This window comes from Aeromicrobium sp. REDSEA-S38_B2 (assembly GCF_001628525.1).
Classification (GTDB): domain Bacteria; phylum Actinomycetota; class Actinomycetes; order Propionibacteriales; family Nocardioidaceae; genus Aeromicrobium; species Aeromicrobium erythreum.
Genome location: NZ_LUNH01000079.1, coordinates 1 through 20,234 on the forward strand (window position 1 = coordinate 1; position 20,234 = coordinate 20,234).

A 20,234-nucleotide genomic window follows, 5' to 3' on the forward strand; every position below is an offset into this window, starting at 1 on the left:
GTGCAGTAGCGTGCGAGCCATGTCACAGACCGACGAGTCCGCGGCCACCCCTGACGCCGACGGCGAGAGCTCCGCCCCCACTGCACACAGTGCAGATGATGTGCGCTCCGCGCACGGGGGAGTCCACGCGCTCGAGGTGGCCCGCGCCCACGGCGTGCAGGCCATGTTCACGCTCTCCGGCGCCCACGTGTTCCCCATGTACGACGCCGCGGTCACCGCCGACGACCCGATGCCCATCATCGACGTACGGCACGAGCCGACCGCCGTGTTCGCCGCCGAGGCCGTCGGCAAGCTGACCCGCACCCCGGGCCTCGCCGTGCTCACGGCCGGCCCGGGCGTCACCAACGGCGTCAGCCCGGTCGCGCAGGCCCACTTCGCCGGGTCGCCGCTCGTGGTCGTCGGCGGCCGCGCCCCGGCCGGCCGCTGGGGCATGGGCACCCTGCAGGAGCTCGACCACCCGCCGATCTTCGAGACCGTCTCGACGTGGGCGGCCACCGCGCACACCCTCGCCGACATCGCCCCCACCGTCCACGAGGCGTTCAACCGCGCCGGGTCCTCGCACCGCGGGCCGACCTTCGTCGACGTCCCGATGGACGAGTTCTTCAACGCCGGACCCCTGGGCGCCGCCACGGGTCCGGACCGGGCTCCCCTGCAGCCCGACGCCGACGACCTGAACCGCGTCGCTCGACTCCTGCAGGACGCCCACCACCCCGTGCTCGTCCTCGGGACCGACGTCTGGGCCGACGGCGCCGAGGACGCCGCGTCGCGCTTCGCCGCCGAGACCGGCATCCCCGTCATCGCCAACGGCATGGGTCGCGGGCTCCTGCCGGGTGGCCACCCCCAGCTCGTCACCAAGGCCCGCTCCGCCGCGTTCTCGGGGGCCGACCTCGTCGTCGTCGCCGGCACGCCGCTCGACTTCCGTCTCGGCTACGGCGTCTTCGGGGGCAAGGACGGCGCCACGCCGGCGCGGGTCGTCCACCTCGCCGACTCCCCCGGCCAGCTCTCGACCCACGCCGACCTCGCCGGGTCGGCCGCCGGCGACCTGACGCTCGTGCTCGACGGCATCCTGGCCGCACTGCAGTCGGCGCCCGGCTCCCGGCCGGACTGGTCGTCCTGGCTCGGCCAGCTGCAGGACCTCGTCTCCGCCGCGGCCGCGCGCGACGTCGACCTGCTCGCGTCGGCCAGTGACCCCATCCACCCGGCACGGATCTACGGCGAGCTGCTCCCCCGCCTCGCCGACGACGCCGTCGTCATCGGCGACGGCGGCGACTTCGTGTCGTTCGCCGGGAAGTTCGTCGAGCCGCAGCGACCCGGCGGCTGGCTCGACCCCGGACCCTACGGCTGCCTGGGCGCCGGCATGGGCGCCGCCATGGCGGCCCGCATCACGCGACCTTCGAGCCAGGTCGTCGTGCTGTTCGGCGACGGCGCCGCCGGCATGTCGCTCATGGACGTCGACACCCTCGTGCGCCACGACCTGCCCGTCGTCATGGTCGTCGGCAACAACTCCGCGTGGGGGCTGGAGAAGAGCCCCATGCAGATGCTCTACGGCTACGACGTCGCCGCCGACCTCGCACCGCACACGCGCTACGACCAGGTCGTCACCGCGCTCGGCGGCGGTGGCGAGATGGTGACCGACCCCGCGCAGATCGGGCCGGCGCTCGACCGCGCGTTCGCGTCGGGCGTGCCCTACCTCGTGAACGTCATGACCGACGTGTCCGCGGAGTACCCGCGCACCACGCACGGCGTGTGAGCCACGGCCCGTCGTCGTCGCGACCGCCGGTCGGGACGACGACGAGTTAGGCTAACCTCACTCGCATGGGACGACGTGGACGCGGCACGAGCACGACGTCGCCCGACGCACCCACCACCGCGCCGGCCACCGCCGGTGCCCTGCTCCGCCGGGCGCTGCGCCGCAACGGACGCGAGCTCGGCCGCGGCTATCCCCTGCTGACGCTCTGGCAGCTCAGCGAGACCCTCGTGCCCGTCGTCATCGGGCTCGTCGTCGACCAGGCCGTCGACGGCGGCGGTCTCGGCGACCTCGCCTGGACGCTCGGCGTGCTCGTCGCGCTCTTCGTGGTGCTCAGCAACGGCTACCGCTTCGGTGCGCGCTTCATCAAGCAGGGCATCGAGCGCGAGGCGCACGCGCTGCGCGTCGAGGTCGCGGGGCACGTGCTGCACCCCCGGGGCGCGCGGACCGACCGGCTCGCCGGCGAGACCCTCTCGATCGCGACGTCCGACGCCGACCTCGTGCCGATGGCCCTGCACCAGCTCGGCTACGCGATCGCGTCCCTCGTCGCAGTGCTCGTGACGGCCGCGTACGTGCTCCGCGTCGACGTCGTGCTGGGCCTGCTCATCCTGCTCGGGGTGCCCGCCGTGCTCGTCGCGATCCAGGCGCTCGCCCCGCTGGTCGCACGCCGCACCGCCCGGCAGCAGGAGAGCACGGCGGCCGCCTCGGGACTCGCGGCCGACCTGCTCGAGGGCCTGCGCCCGCTCAAGGGCATCGGCGGCGAGGACGTGGCCCTGCGTCGCTACCGTGCCGCGAGCACCCGGGCGAGCGACGACACCGTCGCCGTCGCCCGGTCCTGGGGCTACCTCGACGGCTTCACCACCGCGCTCAGCGGCCTGCTGCTCGCCGCGGTCGCGCTGCTCGCCGGACGTCGCGCCCTCGACGGCGACATCAGCCTCGGCGAGCTGATCGCGCTGGTCGGCCTCACGCAGTTCCTCGCCGAGCCGCTGCGCGGTCTCGGCGACGTGAGCGCGCAGTTCGCGGCGTCGCGCGCGTCAGCCGCGCGCATCGTCGACTTCCTCGCGACGCCTCGCGTCCTCGCACCCGGAGGTCGCGCGCCCAGCCAGGACCGGCCCGAGCTCGTGCTCGACGACGTCGTGGCAGGTCCGCTCGACGGGCTCAGCCTGCACCTGCGCCACGACGAGCTCGTCGCCGTCGCGGTCGACGAGCCTGCGGTCTCCGACGCCCTGGTGGCCCTGCTCTCCGGCGACCTCGACCTCGACTCCGGACGCGCGCGCCTCGGCGACGTCGACCTCGCCGAGCTGTCCGTGGCCGGACGTCGCCGGCACCTGCTCGTCGTCGCGCACCACGGCGGCATCACGGAGGGCACGCTGCGCACCACCGTCGACCCGGGCGGGCAGCACGACGACGACGCGCTCGCCCCGGCCCTCACCGCCTCGGCCGCCGACGACGTCGTCCGTCTGCACCCCGACGGGCTGGACCGCCCGGTCCGCGCCGGCGGCAGCAGCCTCTCCGGCGGCCAGCGGCAGCGGCTCGCCCTGGCGCGCGCCCTGGCTACCGACCGACCCGTCGTCGTCCTGCAGGACCCGACGAGCGCCGTCGACGCCGTGACCGAGCAGGCCGTGGCCGACGGGGTGCGACGTCTGCGCACCGGACGGTCCACCCTCGTGCTGACCTCCAGCCCGGCCCTGCTGCGCGCCGCCGACCGCGTGCTCGTCGTGCGCGGTGGACGCGTGGTCGCCGAGGGCACGCACCTGGACCTGCTCCGCGACGCCGACTACCGCGAGGCGGTCGAGCGATGAGCCAGACCCAGCACGCCGACCAGCTCCTGCCGGTCGCCGACGGTCGCAGCACCACGCGCGTCGCGTGGCGTCTGCTGCGCGCGCGTCGAGGCAGCCTGGCGCTGACCGTGGCCGCCTTCCTGGTGACCGGCTTCGCCGGCATCGTGCCGGTGCTCATGATCGGCCGCGTCGTCGACGTCGTGCGTGACGACGGCACCTTCGCAGAGGTGCTCGCGCCGGTCGCCGTCATGCTGGCCGCCGCGGTCGTCGCCGCGGTGTCGACCACCGTGTCGACGGCAGCGCTCGCCAGGACGGTGGCACCCGCCCTGGCGGAGCTGCGCGAGGAGGTGCTCGACCGAGCCCTCCACCTCGACTCCCAGCAGCTCGAGGCGGCCGGCGTCGGCGACGTCCTCGGACGCGTGGGCGACGACGTGCGGCGCGTCACCGAGTCGCTCGACGAGGCCATCCCGATGCTCCTCACGTCGGTCTCGGCGATCGCCTTCACCGTCGGCGGCCTCTTCACGCTCGACTGGCGGCTGGGCTTGGCAGGTCTCGCTGCCGCGCCGGGCTACGTGCTCGGCATGCGGTGGTACCTGCCGCGCTCGATCCCGTACTACCGGGCCGAGCGCACGGCCGAGGGCGCGCGCGCCGAGGTGCTCGTGACCGGCGTGCGCGACGCGCCGACGCTGCGTGCGTTCGGTGTCGAGGACATCGCCCTCGAGCGGGTGGAGCGACGTTCCGGCGACGCCGTCGCGATCACGCTCGACGTCTTCCGCCTCTACACGCGGCTCGGCGCCCGCATGAACGCGTCGGAGTGCGTCGGGCTCGTCGTCGTCCTGGCGACGGGGTACGCCCTCGTCAGCACCGGCTCCGCCAGCGTCGGTGACGCGACGGCCGCGGCGCTCTTCTTCCACCGGCTGTTCAACCCGATCGGTGCGGTGCTCTACGTCTTCGACGCCGCACAGGCCAGTGGTGCCGCCCTCGCGCGCCTGGCCGGGGTCGCGCTCATCCCGCCGCGCGACGTCGCGCCGGTCGACGCGGGGCCCGAGCCGGTGCTCACGCTGCAGGGCGTGCACCACGCGTACGAGACCGGCCGGCCCGTGCTCGCCCCCGTCGACCTGACGATCCAGCCCGGCGAGCACGTCGCCGTCGTCGGTGCGACGGGCGCCGGCAAGTCGACGCTCGGCGGCATCGCGGCCGGGACGCTGCGGCCCACCGGAGGCCACGTCCGGCTCGGCGCGCTCGACGTGACCACGGCACCCGAGCCCGTCGTGCGCCGGCACGTGGCCCTCGTGTCGCAGGAGGTGCACGTGTTCGCCGGCAGCCTGCGCGACAACCTGCTGCTGGCCCGGGCCGACGCCGACGACGACGCGCTGTGGAGCGCCCTCGCGACCACCGACGCCGCCGGCTGGGCCCGCGCGCTCCCCCACGGCCTGGACACCGTGGTCGGCGACCTCGGGCACCCGCTCACCCCGGCCCAGACGCAGCAGCTCGCCCTCAGCCGCGTCGCCCTGCTCGACCCGCAGGTGGTCGTGCTCGACGAGGCGACGGCGGAGGCCGGCTCGTCGGGCGCCCGCGAGCTCGAGCAGGCGGCCGCCGCGGTCACGCACGGTCGGGCGGCACTGGTCATCGCGCACCGGCTCACCCAGGCCCGGACCGCCGACCGCGTGCTCGTGATGGAGGACGGTGCCGTCGTCGAGGAGGGCTCGCACGAGACGCTCCTGCGCGCCGGCGGGCGCTACGCGCAGCTGTGGGCGGCGTGGTCCGACACCGGCGAGCAGCCCGTCGGGCAGGCTTGACCCGACCCGTCCGCTGACCCAGGAGGACCCATGCCCCGCACCGCGACCGTGACCCACGTGGTGGGCGACGCCGACACCGCCGCCGCCCTCGGCAGCGGGGACCTCGCCGTGCTCGCCACTCCTCGGCTGCTGGCCTGGCTCGAGGAGGCCACCCGCGCAGCGCTCGACCTGGACGAGCACCGCACGAGCGTCGGCACCCGCGTCGAGGTCGAGCACGTGGCCGCCAGCCCCGTCGGCGCGACGGTGACCGCGACCGCCGACGTCACCTACGAGGACGGCCGGCTCCTGCGGTTCCGGGTGGCCGCGCACGACGCCCACGGGACGATCGTCGCCCATGGCGAGGTCCGGCGCGTCGTCGTCGACCGTGAGCGCTTCCTGTCGCGCCTGCCCACTCCCTGACCCTCCCCGACCCGTCGCTCCAGGGCGTGTGCCGCGCCGGCGGGCCCGTGTGGGACCATGGACGCTGGACGTCTGAGGAGGACCATCATGGGTAAGACCGGCCGCAAGCGCCGCGCGCGTCGCAAGAAGGGCGCCAACCACGGCAAGCGCCCCAACGCGTGACCTGACGCTCCCCGCGAGCGCAGACGATCGAAGCCCCCACCGGCCCACGCCGGCGGGGGCTTCGACGCGTCGGGGTGTTGCGCGCGTGGGGGCTGGACTTGCGCGGGGCCTTGGCCTTGCTGGTGCGCTGCCGCAGGGGGTCTCCACCTGCTGGTGCGCAGCCGCGGGAGGTCCGGGCTTGCTGGTGCGCTGCCTCGGCTTTCGCTGGGTGTGGTCTCCGCAAGGGCCTCGACCGGGCGGCTGGCGACCGCGCTGGTCTGGGGTCTCGGGCGGCGGGTTGGTGCTGGGGGTGGATGCACGATTCTGCGTTCGTGCGTCGGTGTTCAAGGCTTCTGCGTTTCCTACGGGATCCCGTCACCAACGCAGAAGCGTTCGACCTCGAACGCACGAAGGAAGAATCGTGGGTGCCCTTGGGGGTGGGGTGGGCAGCGCTTCTCCCTTCTCGTGGCACGTGCCACGAGAAGGGAGAAGCACTGCCACCTCTGACCCCTTCGGCGGTGGATCCTCCACCTGTACAGCGCTCAGCAGGTGGCAGACCCACCGCCGACGGCGATTCGGTGGCAGATCCACCGCTGAGGGGGCGCGAACGCAGATCGCCAGCGCAGCCGCAGGTCGAGCACGAACCCGCACCCACGCAGCCGCAGGAGACGCCCCGACGCCCCTCCCCGAGCACGGGGAGGGGCGGCGGTGGGTGGGTCAGGAGGTGCGGTACTCGGTGATCTGGACCTGCACGGCCCGGATCGAGAGGAGCACCTTGTCGCGCAGCGGCTCGGGGGCGACCTCGCTGCAGGAGCGGTGCACGAGCGCCTTCACGAGACGCTCAAGGTCGTACTCGGTCAGGCACTGGCTGCAGTCGTCGATGTGCGCCTGGATCTCGTCGCAGCTCGCGCTGTCGATCTCCGAGTCGAGGAACAGGTAGAGGTTCTCGAGGGCCTTGGAGCAGTCGGGGCCGTCGCAGCCTCCGGTGGCGGTGGGCTCTGCGCTCACTGGTCGCTCACCCCGCTCGCCACGGCCATGCCGCGGTCACGGGCGTAGTCGGCCAGCAGCTCGCGCAACTGACGTCGACCACGGTGCAGACGGGACATCACGGTGCCGATGGGCGTGCCCATGATCTCCGCGATCTCCTTGTACGGGAAGCCCTCGACGTCAGCCAGGTACACCGCGTAGCGGAAGTCCTCGGGCAGCGCCTGCAGCGCGTCCTTGACGTCGCTGTCGGGCAGCCGCTCGAGCGCCTCCATCTCCGCGGACTTCAGGCCCGAGGACGAGTGCGCCTCGGCCGCCGCGATCTGCCAGTCCTCGATCTCGTCGGTGACCTGCTGCGGCTGACGCTGCTTCTTGCGGTAGGAGTTGATGTAGGTGTTCGTGAGGATCCGGTACAGCCACGCCTTGAGGTTCGTGCCCGGCTTGTACTGGTGGAACGCGCTGAACGCCTTCGCGTAGGTCTCCTGCACGAGGTCCTCGGCGTCCTGCGGGTTGCGCGTCATGCGCAGACCGGCCGAGTAGAGCTGGTTCAGGAACGGCATCGCCTCGGCCTCGAAGCGGACCTGGCGCTGCTCAGGCGTCTCGGTCGCGACGTCGACGTCGCTGTAGTCGACCACGTCGGCGAGCAGGTCGACGGACGGGTCGGACGCGGTGCCCTCCGAGGGGCTGCCCTCCGTGGTCCTGGCGGAACGTTCTGGGGTGTCGGTCATCGTGCTCCAGCCTACTCCCGCGGTCCGACGGTCGCCTGGGGCGACGACGTCGACGGACAAGGACGGGGGGCTGGTGGTGGTGCGCTCAGGGCACGCGAGCATGTCGGCCTCCTTACACGCATCACAACGGTGCCCACCCTCGCCCTATTCCGAGGGCCCACGCAGCAGCCCCGCCTCACTCGGCCGGCAGCGGCTCCACGAGCTCCGGACCGTTGTGGCGCACGTTGTTCACCTGGGTGCTGACGGGCCACGCCTCGAGCCGGCCCGGCGTGGCCGGGACCAGCAGGTCGAGGAGCTCGCCGGCCGGGCGGGCGATCGGAGCCAGCCAGGTGTCGCGGACCTCGGGCCGCACGAGGAGCGGGGCGCGGTCGTGCAACAGGCCGTCGGCACCCTCCGCGCTGGTCGTGAGGATGGTGAAGGTGAGCAGCCACGGCTCGTCGCGCGACGGGCGCCAGAACTCGTACAGACCCGCCAGGGCGAGCACGTCGCGGGCGTCGCCGTCGCCGGCCGCCGTGATGTAGAACGGCTGCTTCGGCGCCTTTGGGCCCTCCCCCGCGTACCACTCGTAGTAGCCGTCGGCGGGCACGATCGCCCGACGTCGCGCGAACGCCGAACGGAACGCCGGCTTCTCGGCCACCGTCTCGGACCGCGCGTTGATCATCCGGTTGCCGATCGAGCGGTCCTTCGCCCAGCTGGGCACGAGTCCCCACGTGGCGGCGTGCAGCTCGCGCCGCGGCGGGGCCGCCTCGTCGGCGTCGTCGCGCCGGCGCCCCACGACCAGCGGCGCCTGCTTGGTGGGCGCCACGTTCCAGTCGGGCGCGGGCAGCTCGACGCCGTCGCCGAGACCGGCCGCGAACGCGTCGTCGAGCTCGGCGGACGTCCGGGTGGTCGCGTACCTGCCGCACATGGTCCGAGCCTCCCACAGTGCACCGACATCAGCGTCTCAGCGACGCGGGGCCCGTCCCCGCCGGTCAGGACGACAGCGCGTGGAGCAGGCCCGGCAGGTCCTCGGCCGTGGGCGGAAGCTCCTCCACCCACAGCCGAGGTGCCGCGCCACCCGCCGGCGTGCGCCCGAGAAGCACACCGACGAGCGCGAGGGTCGTGGCATCGGCGCGCTCCCTCGCCGACACCACCACGAAGCGCCCCGGTCCCACCCGGGCGACGGTCTCGCCGCCCGGGTACACCGACCTGAGCACCTGGCCCACCTCGATGGCCCGCACCGACGTCTCGAGCGAGGACCTCGCCCGTCCGACGCCGACGTCGACCACCACGAGCACGTGCCCGTCGCCTGCGCGCTGCTCCTCGACAGCGGCGGCGCGGTACACGTCACCCAACCTGCTGTGCAGGTGCGGGACCGTCGACAACGACGTCAACGGGTCCTCGCAGCCTGCCTCGTGCACCCGTGCCACGGCACGTTCGGCCCACCCGAGGCACGCCGCCCGCACGGCCACGTGCCGTGGGGCGCCGTCGAAGGCCTCCTCGACGAGGTCGATCACCTCGTCGAGAGGGGACCCGTCGAGCGCTGCACTCGCTCCCACCACGTGTGCAACGTCCTCGACGTCGGTCCGACCGTCACGGACGGCGTCGGCGAGCAGCGCTACCGCGCGTCGCGTGTCCTCCATGTCGGTCCCCCTCTCGTGTCGGTCGCAGGAGGAACGGATGGGCCGACGTTCCATGACGCGGTACCGACGACTTTTTTTCCGAGCCGTCCCGCCGGTCGTGACGTCGAGGCCGCTCGCTCGTTGGACACCTCGGGAGCTTGGACGAGGGAGACGATCGTGCGGGACGCGCAGGCCACGACGCTGGACAGCAGCGACGCGGAGCTCATCCGCGCCGTGCGCGCCGGTGACACGAGCGCCTACGCCGTCCTCTTCCAGCGTCACGTGCAGGCGGCGACGCGTCTCGCCCGCCAGCTCCTCACGACCGGCGAGGCCGACGACCTCGTCTCCGAGGCCTTCCTCAAGGTCCTCGCTGTGCTGCAGGACGGCCGCGGGCCCGACGAGGCGTTCCGCGCCTACCTCCTGACCTCGGTGCGGCGTCTGCACGTCGACCGGGTCCGTGCGACCTCCCGCACCCGGCCGACCGACGACGACGCCGTGCTCGACCGTGGCGTGCCCTTCGAGGACGCGGTGAGCATCGCGTTCGAGAACGACGCGGCGGCCCGCGCGTTCGCGTCCCTTCCCGAGCGGTGGCAGCTCGTCCTCTGGCACGTCGAGGTCGAGGGCCAGAAGCCCGCTGCCGTCGCCCCGCTGCTCGGCATGAGCCCGAACGCCGTCTCCGCCCTTGCCTACCGTGCCCGCGAGGGGCTGCGCGCCGCCTACCTCGAGAGCCACGCGGCCACGACGACCGACGACACCTGCCGTCGTGTCACCCCCCTGCTCGGCGGCTACGTCCGTCAGACGCTGTCGCCGCGCGACACGGCGAAGGTCGACGAGCACCTCGACGGCTGCCGCCGGTGCACCGGGGTCCACCTCGAGCTCGTCGAGGTCAACCAGAACCTGCGCGGGCTCCTCGCCCCCGCCGTCCTGGGTCCGGCTGCCGCCGGCTACCTCGGGGCGACGGGCGTCGCGGCCACCGCGATCGCCGGCGCCGGGAGCCTGGCGGCCGGCAGCGCGATGGCCTCGGCCGGGTCCGCGGCGGCCAGCGGCACGGCAGCCACGAGCGTGGCGGCGGGCGGCGGGTTCGTCGCCGCCGGCGGGTACGCGGGTGCGTCCATGCTCACGTCGGCCGTCGTCGCCCAGGTCGCGCGCGTGGCCCTGGTCCCCGCGCAGGCCGCCGCCGCGACCGCCGCCACCGTCGGCACGCCCGCGGTCGTCGCCACGACGGTGGTCACGGGCGCGCTCACCACCGGGGTCGTGGTCGGGGGCACCGACCTCGTGCGGTCCGACCAGCCCTCGGTCGTGGCGTCGGCCTCACCCACCCCGACGCCCTCGCCCGAGCCCGGCACCGCCCCGCCGGTGTTCGCCACCCCGACACCGGAGCCGTCGCAGGAGGCAGGGTCCGCCGACCCCGCGCCGGTCGAGGAGCCGAGCACCGCACCCACCACGCCACCGACCACGGCGCCCGACGGCCGCCGCCGGTCACGTCCACCGACTTCGGCCTCGGGACACCCTCGGTGACCAACGACAGCACCTACCTGCAGCGGCGCATCATCGTGCCGATCACCGCCGACGGCGGCACCAACCCCGTGGCACGCACCGTCACGATCTCCATCGCCTTCGACCGCTCCGCGACCTTCCGGGGCGTGCCGGGCGGCGGCTGGACGTGCGACGCGTCGCGCAACGACCGCATCACCGCCCTCAGCTGCAGCAGGCTGATGCCGGCCGGCCAGGGCGGCACCTTCCCCTTCAAGGTGGCCGGCGCGGCCCCGGCCGGCACGATCCGCATCACCGCCCCCGAGGACCCGCGCTCGGACAACGACACCGTGCGCTTCAGCTCGGGCAGCTGGATCCTGCCGCTCTGACCTGCGCGCTGGATCACGATGCGCCTCCGCGCTGGCGTTGTGGAACCTGGCGACGTTGGCATGATGGGTCCATGACCGTCCTGCGCACCCTCGCCCGTCCCCTGCTCGCGTCGATGTTCGTGTACGGGGGTGTGAACGCCCTGCGCCACGCGTCGGCCATGGGCCCCAAGGCCGAGCCCGTCGCCGACGCGCTCGGACGCACCGCGCCGCAGCTCCAGACGTCGCCGACGAATCTCGTCCGCGTGAACGGCGCCGTGCACGTCGTCGCGGGCGCGGCGCTGGCCACCGGTCACTTCCCGCGCCTCTCGGCGGCCGTGCTCGCCGGCACCCTCGTCCCGACCACCGCGGTGGGGCACCCGTTCTGGAACGAGTCCGACCCGGCGTCGCGGCAGAACCAGACGATCCACTTCCTCAAGAACGTCTCGCTCATCGGCGGCCTGCTCATGAGCACGCTCGACCCCGACCCGCACAAGAAGTTCATCGGCACCCGCGCCAAGAACAAGGTCGTCGACGCAGCCGACGCCGTCGCGGAGCGCATCGACGACCTGCGTCCGTGAGCGCGACGGCCGTGGTCGCCGCGCGCTGCGGCGCCACGGCCCGTCCCCACTAGAGTGGCGCGTGATGAACGCCCCGCTGCCCTGGCTCGCCCCCACCCGAGACACGCCCGTCGACGCGCAGGTCCTCGTGCCCGGCTCGAAGTCGCTGACCAACCGGGCCCTCGTGCTGGCGGCGCTCGCCGACGGTCCGTCGACGCTGACCCGGCCGCTGGGCTCCCGCGACACGCAGCTCATGGCGGCCGCCCTGACGTCGCTCGGCGCGCAGGTCGAGAAGGACGGCATGACCTGGCGGGTCACCCCGCTCGACCGCACCAGCACCGCGCCCGTCAGCGTCGACTGCGGGCTGGCCGGCACCGTCATGCGCTTCGTCCCGCCCCTCGCCGCGCTGCGGTCCGCGCCCGCGACCTTCGACGGCGACCCGCACGCCCGTCGGCGGCCCATGGGCCAGACGATCGCCACCCTCCGCGCCCTCGGCGTCGAGGTCGACGACGAGGGCCGAGGTGCCCTTCCCTTCGTCGTGCGCGGCACCGGCGTGGTCGAGGGCGGCCCGCTCGAGGTCGACGCGTCGGCCTCCAGCCAGTTCGTGTCGGCGCTCCTGCTCGCAGCACCCGCCTTCGCGAACGGCCTCGACCTGCGCCACGTCGGCGCGACCCTCCCGTCGCTCCCGCACGTCGAGATGACCGTGCACGAGCTGCGCCGCCGCGGCGTCGAGGTCGACGACTCCACCCCCGACCGGTGGGTCGTCGCGCCCGGGCCGATCCGTGCCCTCGACGTCGAGATCGAGCCGGACCTCTCCAACGCGGGCGTCTTCGTCGCCGCCGCTGTCGCCACCGGCGGACGCATGCGAGTCCGTGGCTGGCCCGAGCGGACGCAGCAGGCCGGCGACGCGTGGCGCGCGCTCGTCGAGGCGTTCGGCGGCAGCGTCGAGCGCGACGGGGCCGACCTCGTCTTCCACGGTGGCTCCAGCATCCAGGGCGTCGACCTCGACCTGCACGACGTCGGCGAGCTGACGCCTGTGGTGGCGGCCCTCGCGGCGCTCGCCGACGGCCCGTCACGGCTGCGGGGCGTCGCGCACCTGCGGGGCCACGAGACCGACCGTCTGGCAGCCCTCGCGACCGAGCTGAACCGGCTGGGCGGCGACGTCACCGAGACCGAGGACGGCCTCGAGATCCGACCGCGCCCCCTGCACGGAGCGATCTTCGAGACCTACGACGACCACCGCATGGCGCACGCGGCCGTGGTCCTCGCGCTGCGCGTGCCGGAGCTGTTCGTCGAGAACGTCTCGACCACGGTGAAGACGTACCCGAACTTCGCGCCGGTGTGGGAGCGGCTGGTCGCGTGAGGCAGGACGACGAGCACGCCGGGTTCGACCGACCGCGTCGTCGCACGCGTCCGCGCACCAAGGACCGCCCGTCCTACGACGACGCCCCCGTGGCACGGGTCGTCACGATCGACCGCGGCCGCTACACGCTGCGCCTGCTCGACACGACGCCGGAGGAGCCGCTCGTCACCGCCATGAAGTCCCGGCCGCTCGGCCGTCAGGGCGTCGTGGTCGGCGACCGGGTCCGCGTGGTCGGCGCCCTGGCCGACCCGCCCCCGCGGCCCGGGCTCATCGACCGCTGCCTCGTCGCCGCGTTCGAGGCCGGCATGGAGCCGCTCGTGTGCCTCACGAAGTCAGACCTCGGCCCCGCCGACCCCATCCTCGACCTGCTCCGTCCCCTCGACGTGCGCGCCGTCGTCACCCGACGGGGCGCGGACGGGCTCGAGAACCTCGACGAGCTGCGCGAGGCGATCGCCGGCCGCGTCAGCGTGTTCATCGGGCACAGCGGCGTCGGCAAGTCGACGCTGGTCAACGCCCTGGTCCCCGGGACGGGCCGCGCGGTGAGCCACGTGAACGAGGTGACCGGCCGCGGTCGGCACACGTCGACGTCGGCGCTCGCGATCGAGCTCGACGACGCCACGACCGGTGGGCGCGGTGGATGGATCATCGACACGCCGGGCTTCCGCTCGTTCGGGCTCGCGCACGTCGAGGTCGCCGACGTGCTGCGGGCGTTCCCCGACCTCGACGACGCGAGCCGCGACTGCCCGCGGGGGTGCACCCACGCCGCGACCGAGCCGGAGTGCGCGCTGGACCTCGCCGTGGCCGCAGGCACCGTGCCGGCAGCCCGGGTGGAGTCGTTCCGACGCATCGTGGCGGCGAAGGACACCACCAGCTGGTGAGCCGGCGCCGGTCCGGGTCACCCGACCAGGACGACGAGCACCGGCACGAGCAGCGCCGTCACGGCGAGCAGCACGACACCCAGCACGCGCAGCACCCGCACGTCGCGTGCGAGCACGAGCGCCAGCGCGGGCAGGCCGACCGAGACGACCGCACAGCCCAGCAGGAACAGGTCCGCCCGTCGACGGTCGTCCGCGTCGGGCGGCTCGCCCATGAGGGTCAGGCTGCTGACGAACGCGAGGGCGCCGAGCCAGGGCCCGACCGGCCACGCGAGCAGCGCGAGACCCGCCACCAGCCGCCGACCTCGGCTGCTCCTGCTCACCTGCTCCCCCTCACCTGCTCCACCGCCGCCACGGTAGTGCCACGCGGCACCGGTCACCCCTGGCCACGTCGGGCGCGTCGGGCGTCGCCGTTACCCTGCGAACATGACGCACTCCTGGAACGACGACGTGCGGCTCGCGCACGTGCTGGCCGACACCGCCGACAACCTGTCGATGGACCGGTTCGGCGCGATCGACCTCGAGGTGTCCACCAAGCCCGACATGAGCTACGTGACCGAGTCCGACCAGGCGGTGGAGGCGGCCATCCGCCGCGTCCTCAAGTCGGCCCGCACGCGCGACGTCGTCCTCGGCGAGGAGCAGGGCGAGGAGCTCGGCTCCACGGGCTCCCACGAGCGCCGCTGGATCATCGACCCGATCGACGGCACGTCGAACTTCGTCCGCGGCGTCCCGGTGTGGGCCACGCTCGTGGCGCTGGAGGAGGACGGTGAGATCGTCGCCGGCCTCGTCTCCGCCCCGGCGCTGGGCCGGCGGTGGTGGGCCTCCAAGGGCGCGGGCGCCTACACCGGCAAGTCGTTCATGCACGCCCGGCAGATCCGTTGCTCGCAGGTCTGCGACCTCTCGGCCGCCTCGCTGTCGTTCAGCTCGGCACCGTCCTGGGAGCAGATCGACAAGGCCGACGCCTTCTGGGCGCTCGCGCGACGCTGCTGGCGCACCCGCGCGTACGGCGACTTCTGGTCCTACATGCTGGTGGCCGAGGGAGCCGTCGACATCGCCGCGGAGCCCGAGCTGAAGCTGTGGGACATGGCTGCCCTCGACGTCATCGTCCGGGAGGCAGGCGGTCGGTTCACCGCCCTCGACGGCACCGACGGACCGTGGGGCGCGAACGCCGTCGCCACGAACGGGCGGCTGCACGACGCGGCGATGGCCTACCTCGGGCACTTCCCCGACGACTCGAGCGACGACGACGGCGCCGACGAGGACGACGTGGCAGGCGCGAGCGACGGTCGCGGCACGGACCGCCCGTCGTCGGGCGGCACGGTGAGCCGGATCGACTTCTCCCGCTCCCGCGGTGGCTCCGATGCGACCTGAGCCTGCGGAGCGCGACGGTCGTGGCTGACGACCGTCTCCGCATCCCCGACGAGGAGCTGACCTGGAGGTTCAGCCGGTCGTCGGGTCCTGGCGGTCAGCACGTGAACACCAGCGACACCCGCGTCGAGGTGACGTGGGACCTGCGCCGCTCGCGAGCGCTCTCGGACGCGCAGCGCGTGCTCGCCGAGGAGCGGCTGCGAACCCGTCTCGTCGACGGGACCCTCACCCTCGCCTCCTCGCAGTACCGCTCGCAGCACCGCAACCGGGAGGCCGTCCGCGTGCGTCTCGAGCAGCTCGTGGCCGCCGCGGTGGTGCCCCCGCGCCCCCGGCGCGCCACCCGCCCGACCCGCGCCTCGCAGCGTCGTCGCGTGGACGCGAAGAAGCGCCGGGGCGACGTCAAGCGGACACGACGACGGCCCGGGCCGGGCGACGCCGGCTGAGCCGCGGGTCAGTCGTGGGGTTCAGTCGGGCCGGTCGTGGTCGCCCTGCTCGTCGCCACCCGCGCCCGGCGCCGTCTGCGTCTCGTCGTCGGCCTGCCCCGGCTCGGTCTCGCCGCGGTGGGGGTCGGCGCCGTCGACCTCGCTCGTGCCCTCGGGCTGCTCGGCCAGCGGCGGTGCGGGGACGTCGGGCGAGAGGCTCGGGCCCGCGTCCTGCGGCACGTCGGGCCCGGGCGGGTCGTTCGGCACGCCGGGATCGTCGGCCTCGACCTCCTGGCCGGGCTGGTGGGCCTGCTCGCTCATGCTGTCCTCCGTCGGGTCGGCCATCCGTCCATCCTGGCCCCGCCTGCTCCCCCGCGCGACCGCGGACCGCGTCAGCCGTCGCGCAGCCTGCTGACGGCGACGATGCGCTGGTCGAGGTCGGCCAGCTCGTCGAGGATGTCGCGGGCCGCCCACACCCGGTCCTCCCACCGCCCACGGCGACGGTCGCCGAGTCCGCGCGGCGCCGGCTCCAGGATCTGCACGGCGTGCAGGGCGTCGACGGCCGCCCCCACCTCGTCGCGCTCGAGGCCCAGCGAGTCCGCGAGACCGAGGACCGTCACCGTGGGGTGCTCCGGCAGCGCGATCAGCACGCGGTGCACCGGCGAGCCCCGGCGGACGGGACCCAGCCGGGCGTCCCAGTCGGTGCGGATCTCGTGGAGGTGCGTGGCCGTGCGCCGGCTCTCGTGGGTCGCGACGATGACGGCGGCGGTGAGCATGGCGACGATCGGGCGCGCCAGGCCCTCGCGGTAGTCGCCGAGCGCGTCGAAGTAGCTCTCACGGTGGGCGACGAGCGCCGACGCGAGCGGGACCGTGAGGTGCCGGGTCACGCGCCGGCGACGCAGCACCGCGTGGACGAGCGTCCGCCCGATCCGACCGTTGCCGTCGACGAACGGGTGGATCGACTCGAACTGGGCGTGCACGACGGCGGCCTGGACCAGCACCGGCACGTCGTCGCGGTTGGCGAAGGCGACGAGGTCCTCCAGCAGCCCGGGCACGAGGTCGGGCGGTGGCGGCACGTACAGCGCGTTGCGCGGCGTGTAGTCCGATCCCCCGATCCAGTTCTGCACGGTCCGGAAGCGACCGGCGTGGTGCTGCTGGTCGACGCTGCGCCGAAACAGCACCGCGTGCGCGTCGCGCAAGGACGTCAGCCCGATGACGCCGGAGACGTCGGCCTGGGTCACGACGTCGGCCAGGGCGTCGGTGGCGGCTGCCATCGAGACCGCCGACGCGCTGGAGCGCGCGCCCAGGACGGCGCGACCGTAGTCGACGAGGCTGGCCTCGACGTCCTCGATCTTCGACGAGGCGACGGACTCGGTGCGCAGCAGCAGCTGGTTCAACGAGCGCAGACGCCGCCCGTGGCTGCCGTCGAGCTGACGCAGCCCGGCCAGGGCGTTCGCCATCGACGTGGCCAGCGGACGGTCGGCGACGTGCTCCGCCTCCGCGATGCGCGGAGGCACCCGGACCTCGATGCTGCGCAGCAGCCGGTCGGCGCGCGGACCACGCTCGACCTGCTGTCGCCACGGCACCTCGACGCGGGCGTGCGGCGCCCAGTCCCGCTCCGCGTCGTCCACGGGCTCATTCTCCCGGTCTCCCCACCCGCGTCCGTCCGAGGGTCGGCGTGCGGCGGAGTGAACCAGTTCATGGCGAAGTTGTTCAGCCCGACGTGCCGGTGAACAACTTGTGCTTTAGATTGGGAGTTACCCCCACCCACCCCTGCGCGACAGGAGCCGGACATGTCGACCTTCCCCACCCCCACCGTCACGTTCCACGCCGTGCGCGACGCCGCCACGGTCCGCGCCGTCGTCGAGGCCATCGGCGCCCTCGGTCGTCCGGGGCTGCGCGCCCTGGGCACGAGCACGGGTCACGGCGACGTGGTGGCCATCGAGGCCGACAACGTGGGCGACGCATTCCGCGGCAGCGGCATCGTCCGACTCATCGACCCTCGCTCGCGCCGGCTCGACCACGCCCAGCCCGAGCGTCAGCGCGGCGCCCTCGCGCAGCAGGACCGCGTCGCGGGCTGACACCCACGCGAGCACGACAGCGCCGCCATGGCCCGGAGGCCGTGGCGGCGCTGTCGCGTGGTCCCGACGCGGGTCAGGCGGGAGCAGGAGCCAGGCTGAGCTCGCGGCGACCGTCCCAGATCGGCGCGGCGAGGGCCTCGTCGTACTCGGCACGCAGCTGCGTGACGAGCTCGGCGACCGACCGACGCTGGTCGATCGCGCCGACCCCCTGTCCGGAGCCCCAGATGTCACGCCAGGCCTTCGCCTTCGGCTGGTCGTCATCGTCACCCGTGCCGAAGTCCATGGCCGTGGGGTCGGACTCCGGCAGCGCGTCGGGGTCGAGACCGGCGGCGACGATGCTGCCGCGCAGGTAATTGCCGTGCACGCCGGTGAAGAGGTTGCTGTAGACGATGTCGGCAGCCGACGACGACACGATCATGTCCTTGTACTCCTCCGCGGCGTTCGCCTCGTGCGTCGAGAGGAACGCGCTGCCGACGTAGGCGAGGTCGGCCCCGGCCACCTGGGCGGCCAGGACCGAGCGCCCGTGCGCGATGGCGCCCGAGAGCAGCACCGGACCGTCGAACCAGCGTCGGATCTCGCGCACCAGGGCGAACGGCGACTGGGTGCCGGCGTGGCCACCGGCTCCCGCAGCCACGGCGATCAGCCCGTCGGCGCCCTTCTCGATCGCCTTGTGCGCGAACCGGTCGTTGATCACGTCGTGCAGGACGATGCCGCCGTAGGAGTGGACGGCCTCGTTCACGTCCTCCCGAGCGCCGAGCGAGGTGATGACGATCGGCACCTGGTGGTCGACGCAGAGCTGGAGGTCGTGCTCGAGCCGGTCGTTGGACCGGTGGACGATCTGGTTCACGGCGAACGGCGCGACCGGGCGGTCGGGGTTCGCAGCGGCGAACGACGCGTTCTGCTCGGTGATCTGGCTGAGCCAGTCGGTCAGCAGCGACGCCGGGCGAGCGTTGAGGGCGGGGAACGAGCCGACGATGCCGGACGTGCACTGGGCCACGACCATCTCGGGCCCGGACACGATGAACATCGGCGACGCGACGACGGGCAGGCTGAGCGGACGGCGCAGGATCTCGGGCAGGGCCACGGGGGTCTCCTCGGGACTCGGCGGGTGGGCACGACGACCCGGCCCGCTGGCGAACTATGCAACTGATTGCATACAGTGAGACCACCCTAGCGGGGGCCGCAGCCCGCGGCACCCCCGCGTGACGCAGCCCACACCCGAGGCACCAGAGGAGCACGATGAGCCCGTCCCCCGACCGTCCCGCCGCCGTCGACGCCTGGCACGAGGTCGTGCGCACCGGTGACCTCGAGCGGCTCGACGCCCTGCTCGCCGACGCCGTCGTCTTCCGCTCGCCGGCCGTCCACACGCCCCAGGAGGGCCGGGCCACGACGACGCTCTACCTGCGCGCCGCGCTCGAGGTGCTCGGACCGCACCTGGCCTACCACCGCCAGCTGTGGGACGAGGAGTCCGCGGTGCTGGAGTTCACCACCGAGGTGGGCGGCAAGCAGGTGCACGGCGTGGACATGCTGCGCTGGGGCCCCGACGACCGGCTCGTCGAGTTTACCGTGATGGTGCGACCTCTCCAGGGCCTGACCGCCCTCGTCGAGGAGATGGGCGCGACCCTGCGTCGACTGGCCTGACACCGGCACGCTGCTCCCACCGGCGGTCGGTTGACCTGTGCAGGGGCCGCCAGGTCGCTTACGGTGACGTCATGGGACTGCGCGAGATCAACGCGGCGCGCACCCGGCAGCTGCTCGCCACGACCGCGATGCAGATGTTCCTCGAGCAGGGCTACGAGTCGACGACCTTGGAGGACGTGGCCCAGCGTGCCGGCGTCGGCATCTCGACCCTGTACCGCTACTTCCCGACGAAGGAGCAGCTCGGGACGGCGTTCCTCGGCGACCCCGGACTCATGGCCGACGAGCTGACCGGCCGGCCCGCCGAGGAGGACACGGAGACGGCCCTGGGGCACGCGCTCGTGGCCCTGCTCGAGCACACCCGAGGCGCGAACCCCTACTCCGACCGCTTCCGCGAGCTCACCGACGCCAACGCACGGCTGCACGGACGCCTCCTCGAGTGGCTCTCCGAGGCCTACGAGCAGCTGTGCGTCGCCCTGGCTGCGCGGCGTGGGGTCGCGGCCGACGACGTGGGCGTCGCCGCGACGGCCTGGATGGCCGTCTTCGTGCTGAAGCAGGTCGACGACCGGCGCGGCGAGGAGGACGGTCCGACCCTCGCCCGCCGCGTGATGACCAGCCTGTCGGCAGCGCCGCTGCTCACCCCACAGTCGCCCGCGGACCCCACGTGACCCCTCGTTTGGCACGATCGACCCCATGAGACCTGGGGACCTCGGCGGCGCGGGCGGTCGCGCGCCGGCCGCCGACGCGACCCTGGGCGAGGCGACCGCGCTGGTGCTGCAGCACTGCGACCGGCAGGCACAGGGCCCCGAGACGGACGCGACCGTCGTCGCCGCCGTCGTGGGCGTCGAGCGCGTGGCCGGCATCCTCGGCACCACCGACGCCGACACGCTGCGCCTGGCCGTGCTGGAG

The 20,234-nt window shown here is 73.8% G+C and carries 24 protein-coding genes; 16 read left to right on the plus strand and 8 right to left on the minus strand.

The window, feature by feature from the left end; genetic code table 11:
- Nucleotides 1–19 precede the first annotated feature (19 nt).
- The 5 genes from A6Q81_RS14185 to A6Q81_RS17400 all read left to right on the plus strand — a co-directional run bounded on the left by A6Q81_RS14185 (nucleotide 20) and on the right by A6Q81_RS17400 (nucleotide 5,888).
- Nucleotides 20–1,750: an acetolactate synthase gene (locus A6Q81_RS14185; RefSeq protein ID WP_286690866.1), complete on the plus strand. Its 1,731-nt coding sequence runs from the start codon at nucleotides 20–22 to the stop codon at nucleotides 1,748–1,750.
- A gap of 65 nt (nucleotides 1,751–1,815) precedes the next feature.
- On the plus strand, nucleotides 1,816–3,549 hold the full coding sequence (locus A6Q81_RS14190; RefSeq protein WP_286690867.1) for an ABC transporter transmembrane domain-containing protein: 1,734 nt from the start codon (nucleotides 1,816–1,818) through the stop codon (nucleotides 3,547–3,549).
- Entirely contained in the window at nucleotides 3,546–5,327 is a 1,782-nt protein-coding gene (locus tag A6Q81_RS14195) for an ABC transporter ATP-binding protein (protein WP_067856167.1), read from the plus strand. The genes A6Q81_RS14190 and A6Q81_RS14195 overlap by 4 nt, the downstream gene beginning before the upstream one ends.
- 30 nt (nucleotides 5,328–5,357) lie before the next feature.
- Nucleotides 5,358–5,726, plus strand: a complete 369-nt coding sequence (locus A6Q81_RS14200; protein ID WP_286690868.1) for a thioesterase family protein — start codon at nucleotides 5,358–5,360, stop codon at nucleotides 5,724–5,726.
- Nucleotides 5,727–5,813: 87 nt separating this feature from the next.
- On the plus strand, nucleotides 5,814–5,888 hold the full coding sequence (locus A6Q81_RS17400) for a 50S ribosomal protein bL37 (RefSeq protein ID WP_369797015.1): 75 nt from the start codon (nucleotides 5,814–5,816) through the stop codon (nucleotides 5,886–5,888).
- Nucleotides 5,889–6,584: 696 nt separating this feature from the next.
- Here the strand turns inward: A6Q81_RS17400 and rsrA are convergent.
- From rsrA to A6Q81_RS14220, 4 genes are all read right to left on the minus strand, one after another.
- Nucleotides 6,585–6,875 carry a mycothiol system anti-sigma-R factor gene (gene rsrA / locus A6Q81_RS14205; RefSeq protein WP_067856161.1) on the minus strand — a complete coding sequence of 97 codons (291 nt, stop codon included), beginning with the start codon at nucleotides 6,873–6,875 and terminating at the stop codon, nucleotides 6,585–6,587.
- Nucleotides 6,872–7,579, minus strand: coding sequence for a sigma-70 family RNA polymerase sigma factor (locus tag A6Q81_RS14210; RefSeq protein WP_286690869.1), 708 nt, complete (start codon nucleotides 7,577–7,579; stop codon nucleotides 6,872–6,874). The genes rsrA and A6Q81_RS14210 overlap by 4 nt, the downstream gene beginning before the upstream one ends.
- Before the next feature lie 175 nt (nucleotides 7,580–7,754).
- Nucleotides 7,755–8,486: an SOS response-associated peptidase gene (locus A6Q81_RS14215; protein ID WP_067856159.1), complete on the minus strand. Its 732-nt coding sequence runs from the start codon at nucleotides 8,484–8,486 to the stop codon at nucleotides 7,755–7,757.
- 64 nt (nucleotides 8,487–8,550) lie between these two features.
- Nucleotides 8,551–9,201 carry a hypothetical protein gene (locus tag A6Q81_RS14220; protein WP_067856157.1) on the minus strand — a complete coding sequence of 217 codons (651 nt, stop codon included), beginning with the start codon at nucleotides 9,199–9,201 and terminating at the stop codon, nucleotides 8,551–8,553.
- Between the two features lie 156 nt (nucleotides 9,202–9,357).
- Here A6Q81_RS14220 and A6Q81_RS14225 point away from each other — a divergent pair, with 156 nt between their 5' ends.
- From A6Q81_RS14225 to rsgA, 5 genes are all read left to right on the plus strand, one after another.
- Nucleotides 9,358–10,698: a sigma-70 family RNA polymerase sigma factor gene (locus A6Q81_RS14225; RefSeq protein WP_286690870.1), complete on the plus strand. Its 1,341-nt coding sequence runs from the start codon at nucleotides 9,358–9,360 to the stop codon at nucleotides 10,696–10,698.
- Nucleotides 10,695–11,042 (plus strand): hypothetical protein, encoded by a 348-nt coding sequence (locus A6Q81_RS14230; RefSeq protein WP_286690871.1) that lies wholly within the window; start codon nucleotides 10,695–10,697, stop codon nucleotides 11,040–11,042. The genes A6Q81_RS14225 and A6Q81_RS14230 overlap by 4 nt, the downstream gene beginning before the upstream one ends.
- Before the next feature lie 71 nt (nucleotides 11,043–11,113).
- On the plus strand, nucleotides 11,114–11,599 hold the full coding sequence (locus tag A6Q81_RS14235) for a DoxX family protein (RefSeq protein ID WP_067856151.1): 486 nt from the start codon (nucleotides 11,114–11,116) through the stop codon (nucleotides 11,597–11,599).
- Nucleotides 11,600–11,663: 64 nt separating this feature from the next.
- Nucleotides 11,664–12,941 carry a 3-phosphoshikimate 1-carboxyvinyltransferase gene (gene aroA, locus A6Q81_RS14240; RefSeq protein WP_067856148.1) on the plus strand — a complete coding sequence of 426 codons (1,278 nt, stop codon included), beginning with the start codon at nucleotides 11,664–11,666 and terminating at the stop codon, nucleotides 12,939–12,941.
- Nucleotides 12,938–13,819, plus strand: a complete 882-nt coding sequence (rsgA, locus tag A6Q81_RS14245; RefSeq protein ID WP_286690872.1) for a ribosome small subunit-dependent GTPase A — start codon at nucleotides 12,938–12,940, stop codon at nucleotides 13,817–13,819. The genes aroA and rsgA overlap by 4 nt, the downstream gene beginning before the upstream one ends.
- A 17-nt stretch (nucleotides 13,820–13,836) precedes the next feature.
- Here the strand turns inward: rsgA and A6Q81_RS14250 are convergent, their stop codons facing one another.
- A complete protein-coding gene (locus tag A6Q81_RS14250; RefSeq protein WP_286690873.1) occupies nucleotides 13,837–14,139 on the minus strand; it encodes a hypothetical protein in 303 nt (100 codons plus the stop codon).
- Nucleotides 14,140–14,242: 103 nt separating this feature from the next.
- Here A6Q81_RS14250 and A6Q81_RS14255 point away from each other — a divergent pair, with 103 nt between their 5' ends.
- Complete coding sequence (locus A6Q81_RS14255; RefSeq protein ID WP_083516309.1) at nucleotides 14,243–15,187, plus strand: inositol monophosphatase family protein; 945 nt, start codon at nucleotides 14,243–14,245, stop codon at nucleotides 15,185–15,187.
- Between the two features lie 20 nt (nucleotides 15,188–15,207).
- The gene (arfB, locus tag A6Q81_RS14260; protein ID WP_067856139.1) at nucleotides 15,208–15,627 is read left to right on the plus strand and encodes an alternative ribosome rescue aminoacyl-tRNA hydrolase ArfB; all 420 of its coding nucleotides are present in this window, start codon (nucleotides 15,208–15,210) and stop codon (nucleotides 15,625–15,627) included.
- A 21-nt stretch (nucleotides 15,628–15,648) separates the two neighbouring features.
- Here arfB and A6Q81_RS14265 read toward each other — a convergent pair whose 3' ends face one another.
- Both A6Q81_RS14265 and A6Q81_RS14270 read right to left on the minus strand, forming a co-directional pair.
- The gene (locus A6Q81_RS14265) at nucleotides 15,649–15,951 is read right to left on the minus strand and encodes a hypothetical protein (protein WP_067856137.1); all 303 of its coding nucleotides are present in this window, start codon (nucleotides 15,949–15,951) and stop codon (nucleotides 15,649–15,651) included.
- A 47-nt stretch (nucleotides 15,952–15,998) separates the two neighbouring features.
- Nucleotides 15,999–17,237, minus strand: a complete 1,239-nt coding sequence (locus tag A6Q81_RS14270) for a Fic family protein (protein WP_067856134.1) — start codon at nucleotides 17,235–17,237, stop codon at nucleotides 15,999–16,001.
- A gap of 162 nt (nucleotides 17,238–17,399) precedes the next feature.
- On the opposite strand from A6Q81_RS14270, the gene A6Q81_RS14275 reads away from it, so the two are divergent.
- Entirely contained in the window at nucleotides 17,400–17,687 is a 288-nt protein-coding gene (locus tag A6Q81_RS14275; RefSeq protein WP_067856131.1) for a hypothetical protein, read from the plus strand.
- A 73-nt stretch (nucleotides 17,688–17,760) separates the two neighbouring features.
- Here the strand turns inward: A6Q81_RS14275 and A6Q81_RS14280 are convergent, their stop codons facing one another.
- Nucleotides 17,761–18,771 (minus strand): NAD(P)H-dependent flavin oxidoreductase, encoded by a 1,011-nt coding sequence (locus tag A6Q81_RS14280; RefSeq protein ID WP_286690874.1) that lies wholly within the window; start codon nucleotides 18,769–18,771, stop codon nucleotides 17,761–17,763.
- Between the two features lie 155 nt (nucleotides 18,772–18,926).
- Here A6Q81_RS14280 and A6Q81_RS14285 point away from each other — a divergent pair, with 155 nt between their 5' ends.
- From A6Q81_RS14285 to A6Q81_RS14295, 3 genes are all read left to right on the plus strand, one after another.
- Nucleotides 18,927–19,328: a nuclear transport factor 2 family protein gene (locus A6Q81_RS14285; protein WP_067856125.1), complete on the plus strand. Its 402-nt coding sequence runs from the start codon at nucleotides 18,927–18,929 to the stop codon at nucleotides 19,326–19,328.
- A 71-nt stretch (nucleotides 19,329–19,399) separates the two neighbouring features.
- Entirely contained in the window at nucleotides 19,400–19,993 is a 594-nt protein-coding gene (locus tag A6Q81_RS14290) for a TetR/AcrR family transcriptional regulator (protein ID WP_067856123.1), read from the plus strand.
- A gap of 25 nt (nucleotides 19,994–20,018) precedes the next feature.
- Nucleotides 20,019–20,234: hypothetical protein (locus A6Q81_RS14295; protein ID WP_286690875.1), on the plus strand; the 216-nt coding region annotated here is incomplete at its 3' end.

What these genes read in the sequence shown, in the direction of transcription:
- A6Q81_RS14255 (WP_083516309.1), top strand. Translation starts at nt 14,243, where the DNA reads ATGACGCACTCCTGGAACGACGACGTGCGGCTCGCGCACGTGCTGGCC.
- A6Q81_RS14185 (WP_286690866.1), top strand. Translation starts at nt 20, where the DNA reads ATGTCACAGACCGACGAGTCCGCGGCCACCCCTGACGCCGACGGCGAG.
- A6Q81_RS14290 (WP_067856123.1), top strand. Translation starts at nt 19,400, where the DNA reads ATGGGACTGCGCGAGATCAACGCGGCGCGCACCCGGCAGCTGCTCGCC.
- A6Q81_RS14275 (WP_067856131.1), top strand. Translation starts at nt 17,400, where the DNA reads ATGTCGACCTTCCCCACCCCCACCGTCACGTTCCACGCCGTGCGCGAC.
- A6Q81_RS14285 (WP_067856125.1), top strand. Translation starts at nt 18,927, where the DNA reads ATGAGCCCGTCCCCCGACCGTCCCGCCGCCGTCGACGCCTGGCACGAG.
- A6Q81_RS14210 (WP_286690869.1), bottom strand. Translation starts at nt 7,579, where the DNA reads ATGACCGACACCCCAGAACGTTCCGCCAGGACCACGGAGGGCAGCCCC.
- A6Q81_RS14220 (WP_067856157.1), bottom strand. Translation starts at nt 9,201, where the DNA reads ATGGAGGACACGCGACGCGCGGTAGCGCTGCTCGCCGACGCCGTCCGT.
- A6Q81_RS14200 (WP_286690868.1), top strand. Translation starts at nt 5,358, where the DNA reads ATGCCCCGCACCGCGACCGTGACCCACGTGGTGGGCGACGCCGACACC.
- A6Q81_RS14235 (WP_067856151.1), top strand. Translation starts at nt 11,114, where the DNA reads ATGACCGTCCTGCGCACCCTCGCCCGTCCCCTGCTCGCGTCGATGTTC.
- A6Q81_RS14190 (WP_286690867.1), top strand. Translation starts at nt 1,816, where the DNA reads ATGGGACGACGTGGACGCGGCACGAGCACGACGTCGCCCGACGCACCC.
- A6Q81_RS14265 (WP_067856137.1), bottom strand. Translation starts at nt 15,951, where the DNA reads ATGGCCGACCCGACGGAGGACAGCATGAGCGAGCAGGCCCACCAGCCC.
- A6Q81_RS14215 (WP_067856159.1), bottom strand. Translation starts at nt 8,486, where the DNA reads ATGTGCGGCAGGTACGCGACCACCCGGACGTCCGCCGAGCTCGACGAC.
- aroA (WP_067856148.1), top strand. Translation starts at nt 11,664, where the DNA reads ATGAACGCCCCGCTGCCCTGGCTCGCCCCCACCCGAGACACGCCCGTC.
- A6Q81_RS14195 (WP_067856167.1), top strand. Translation starts at nt 3,546, where the DNA reads ATGAGCCAGACCCAGCACGCCGACCAGCTCCTGCCGGTCGCCGACGGT.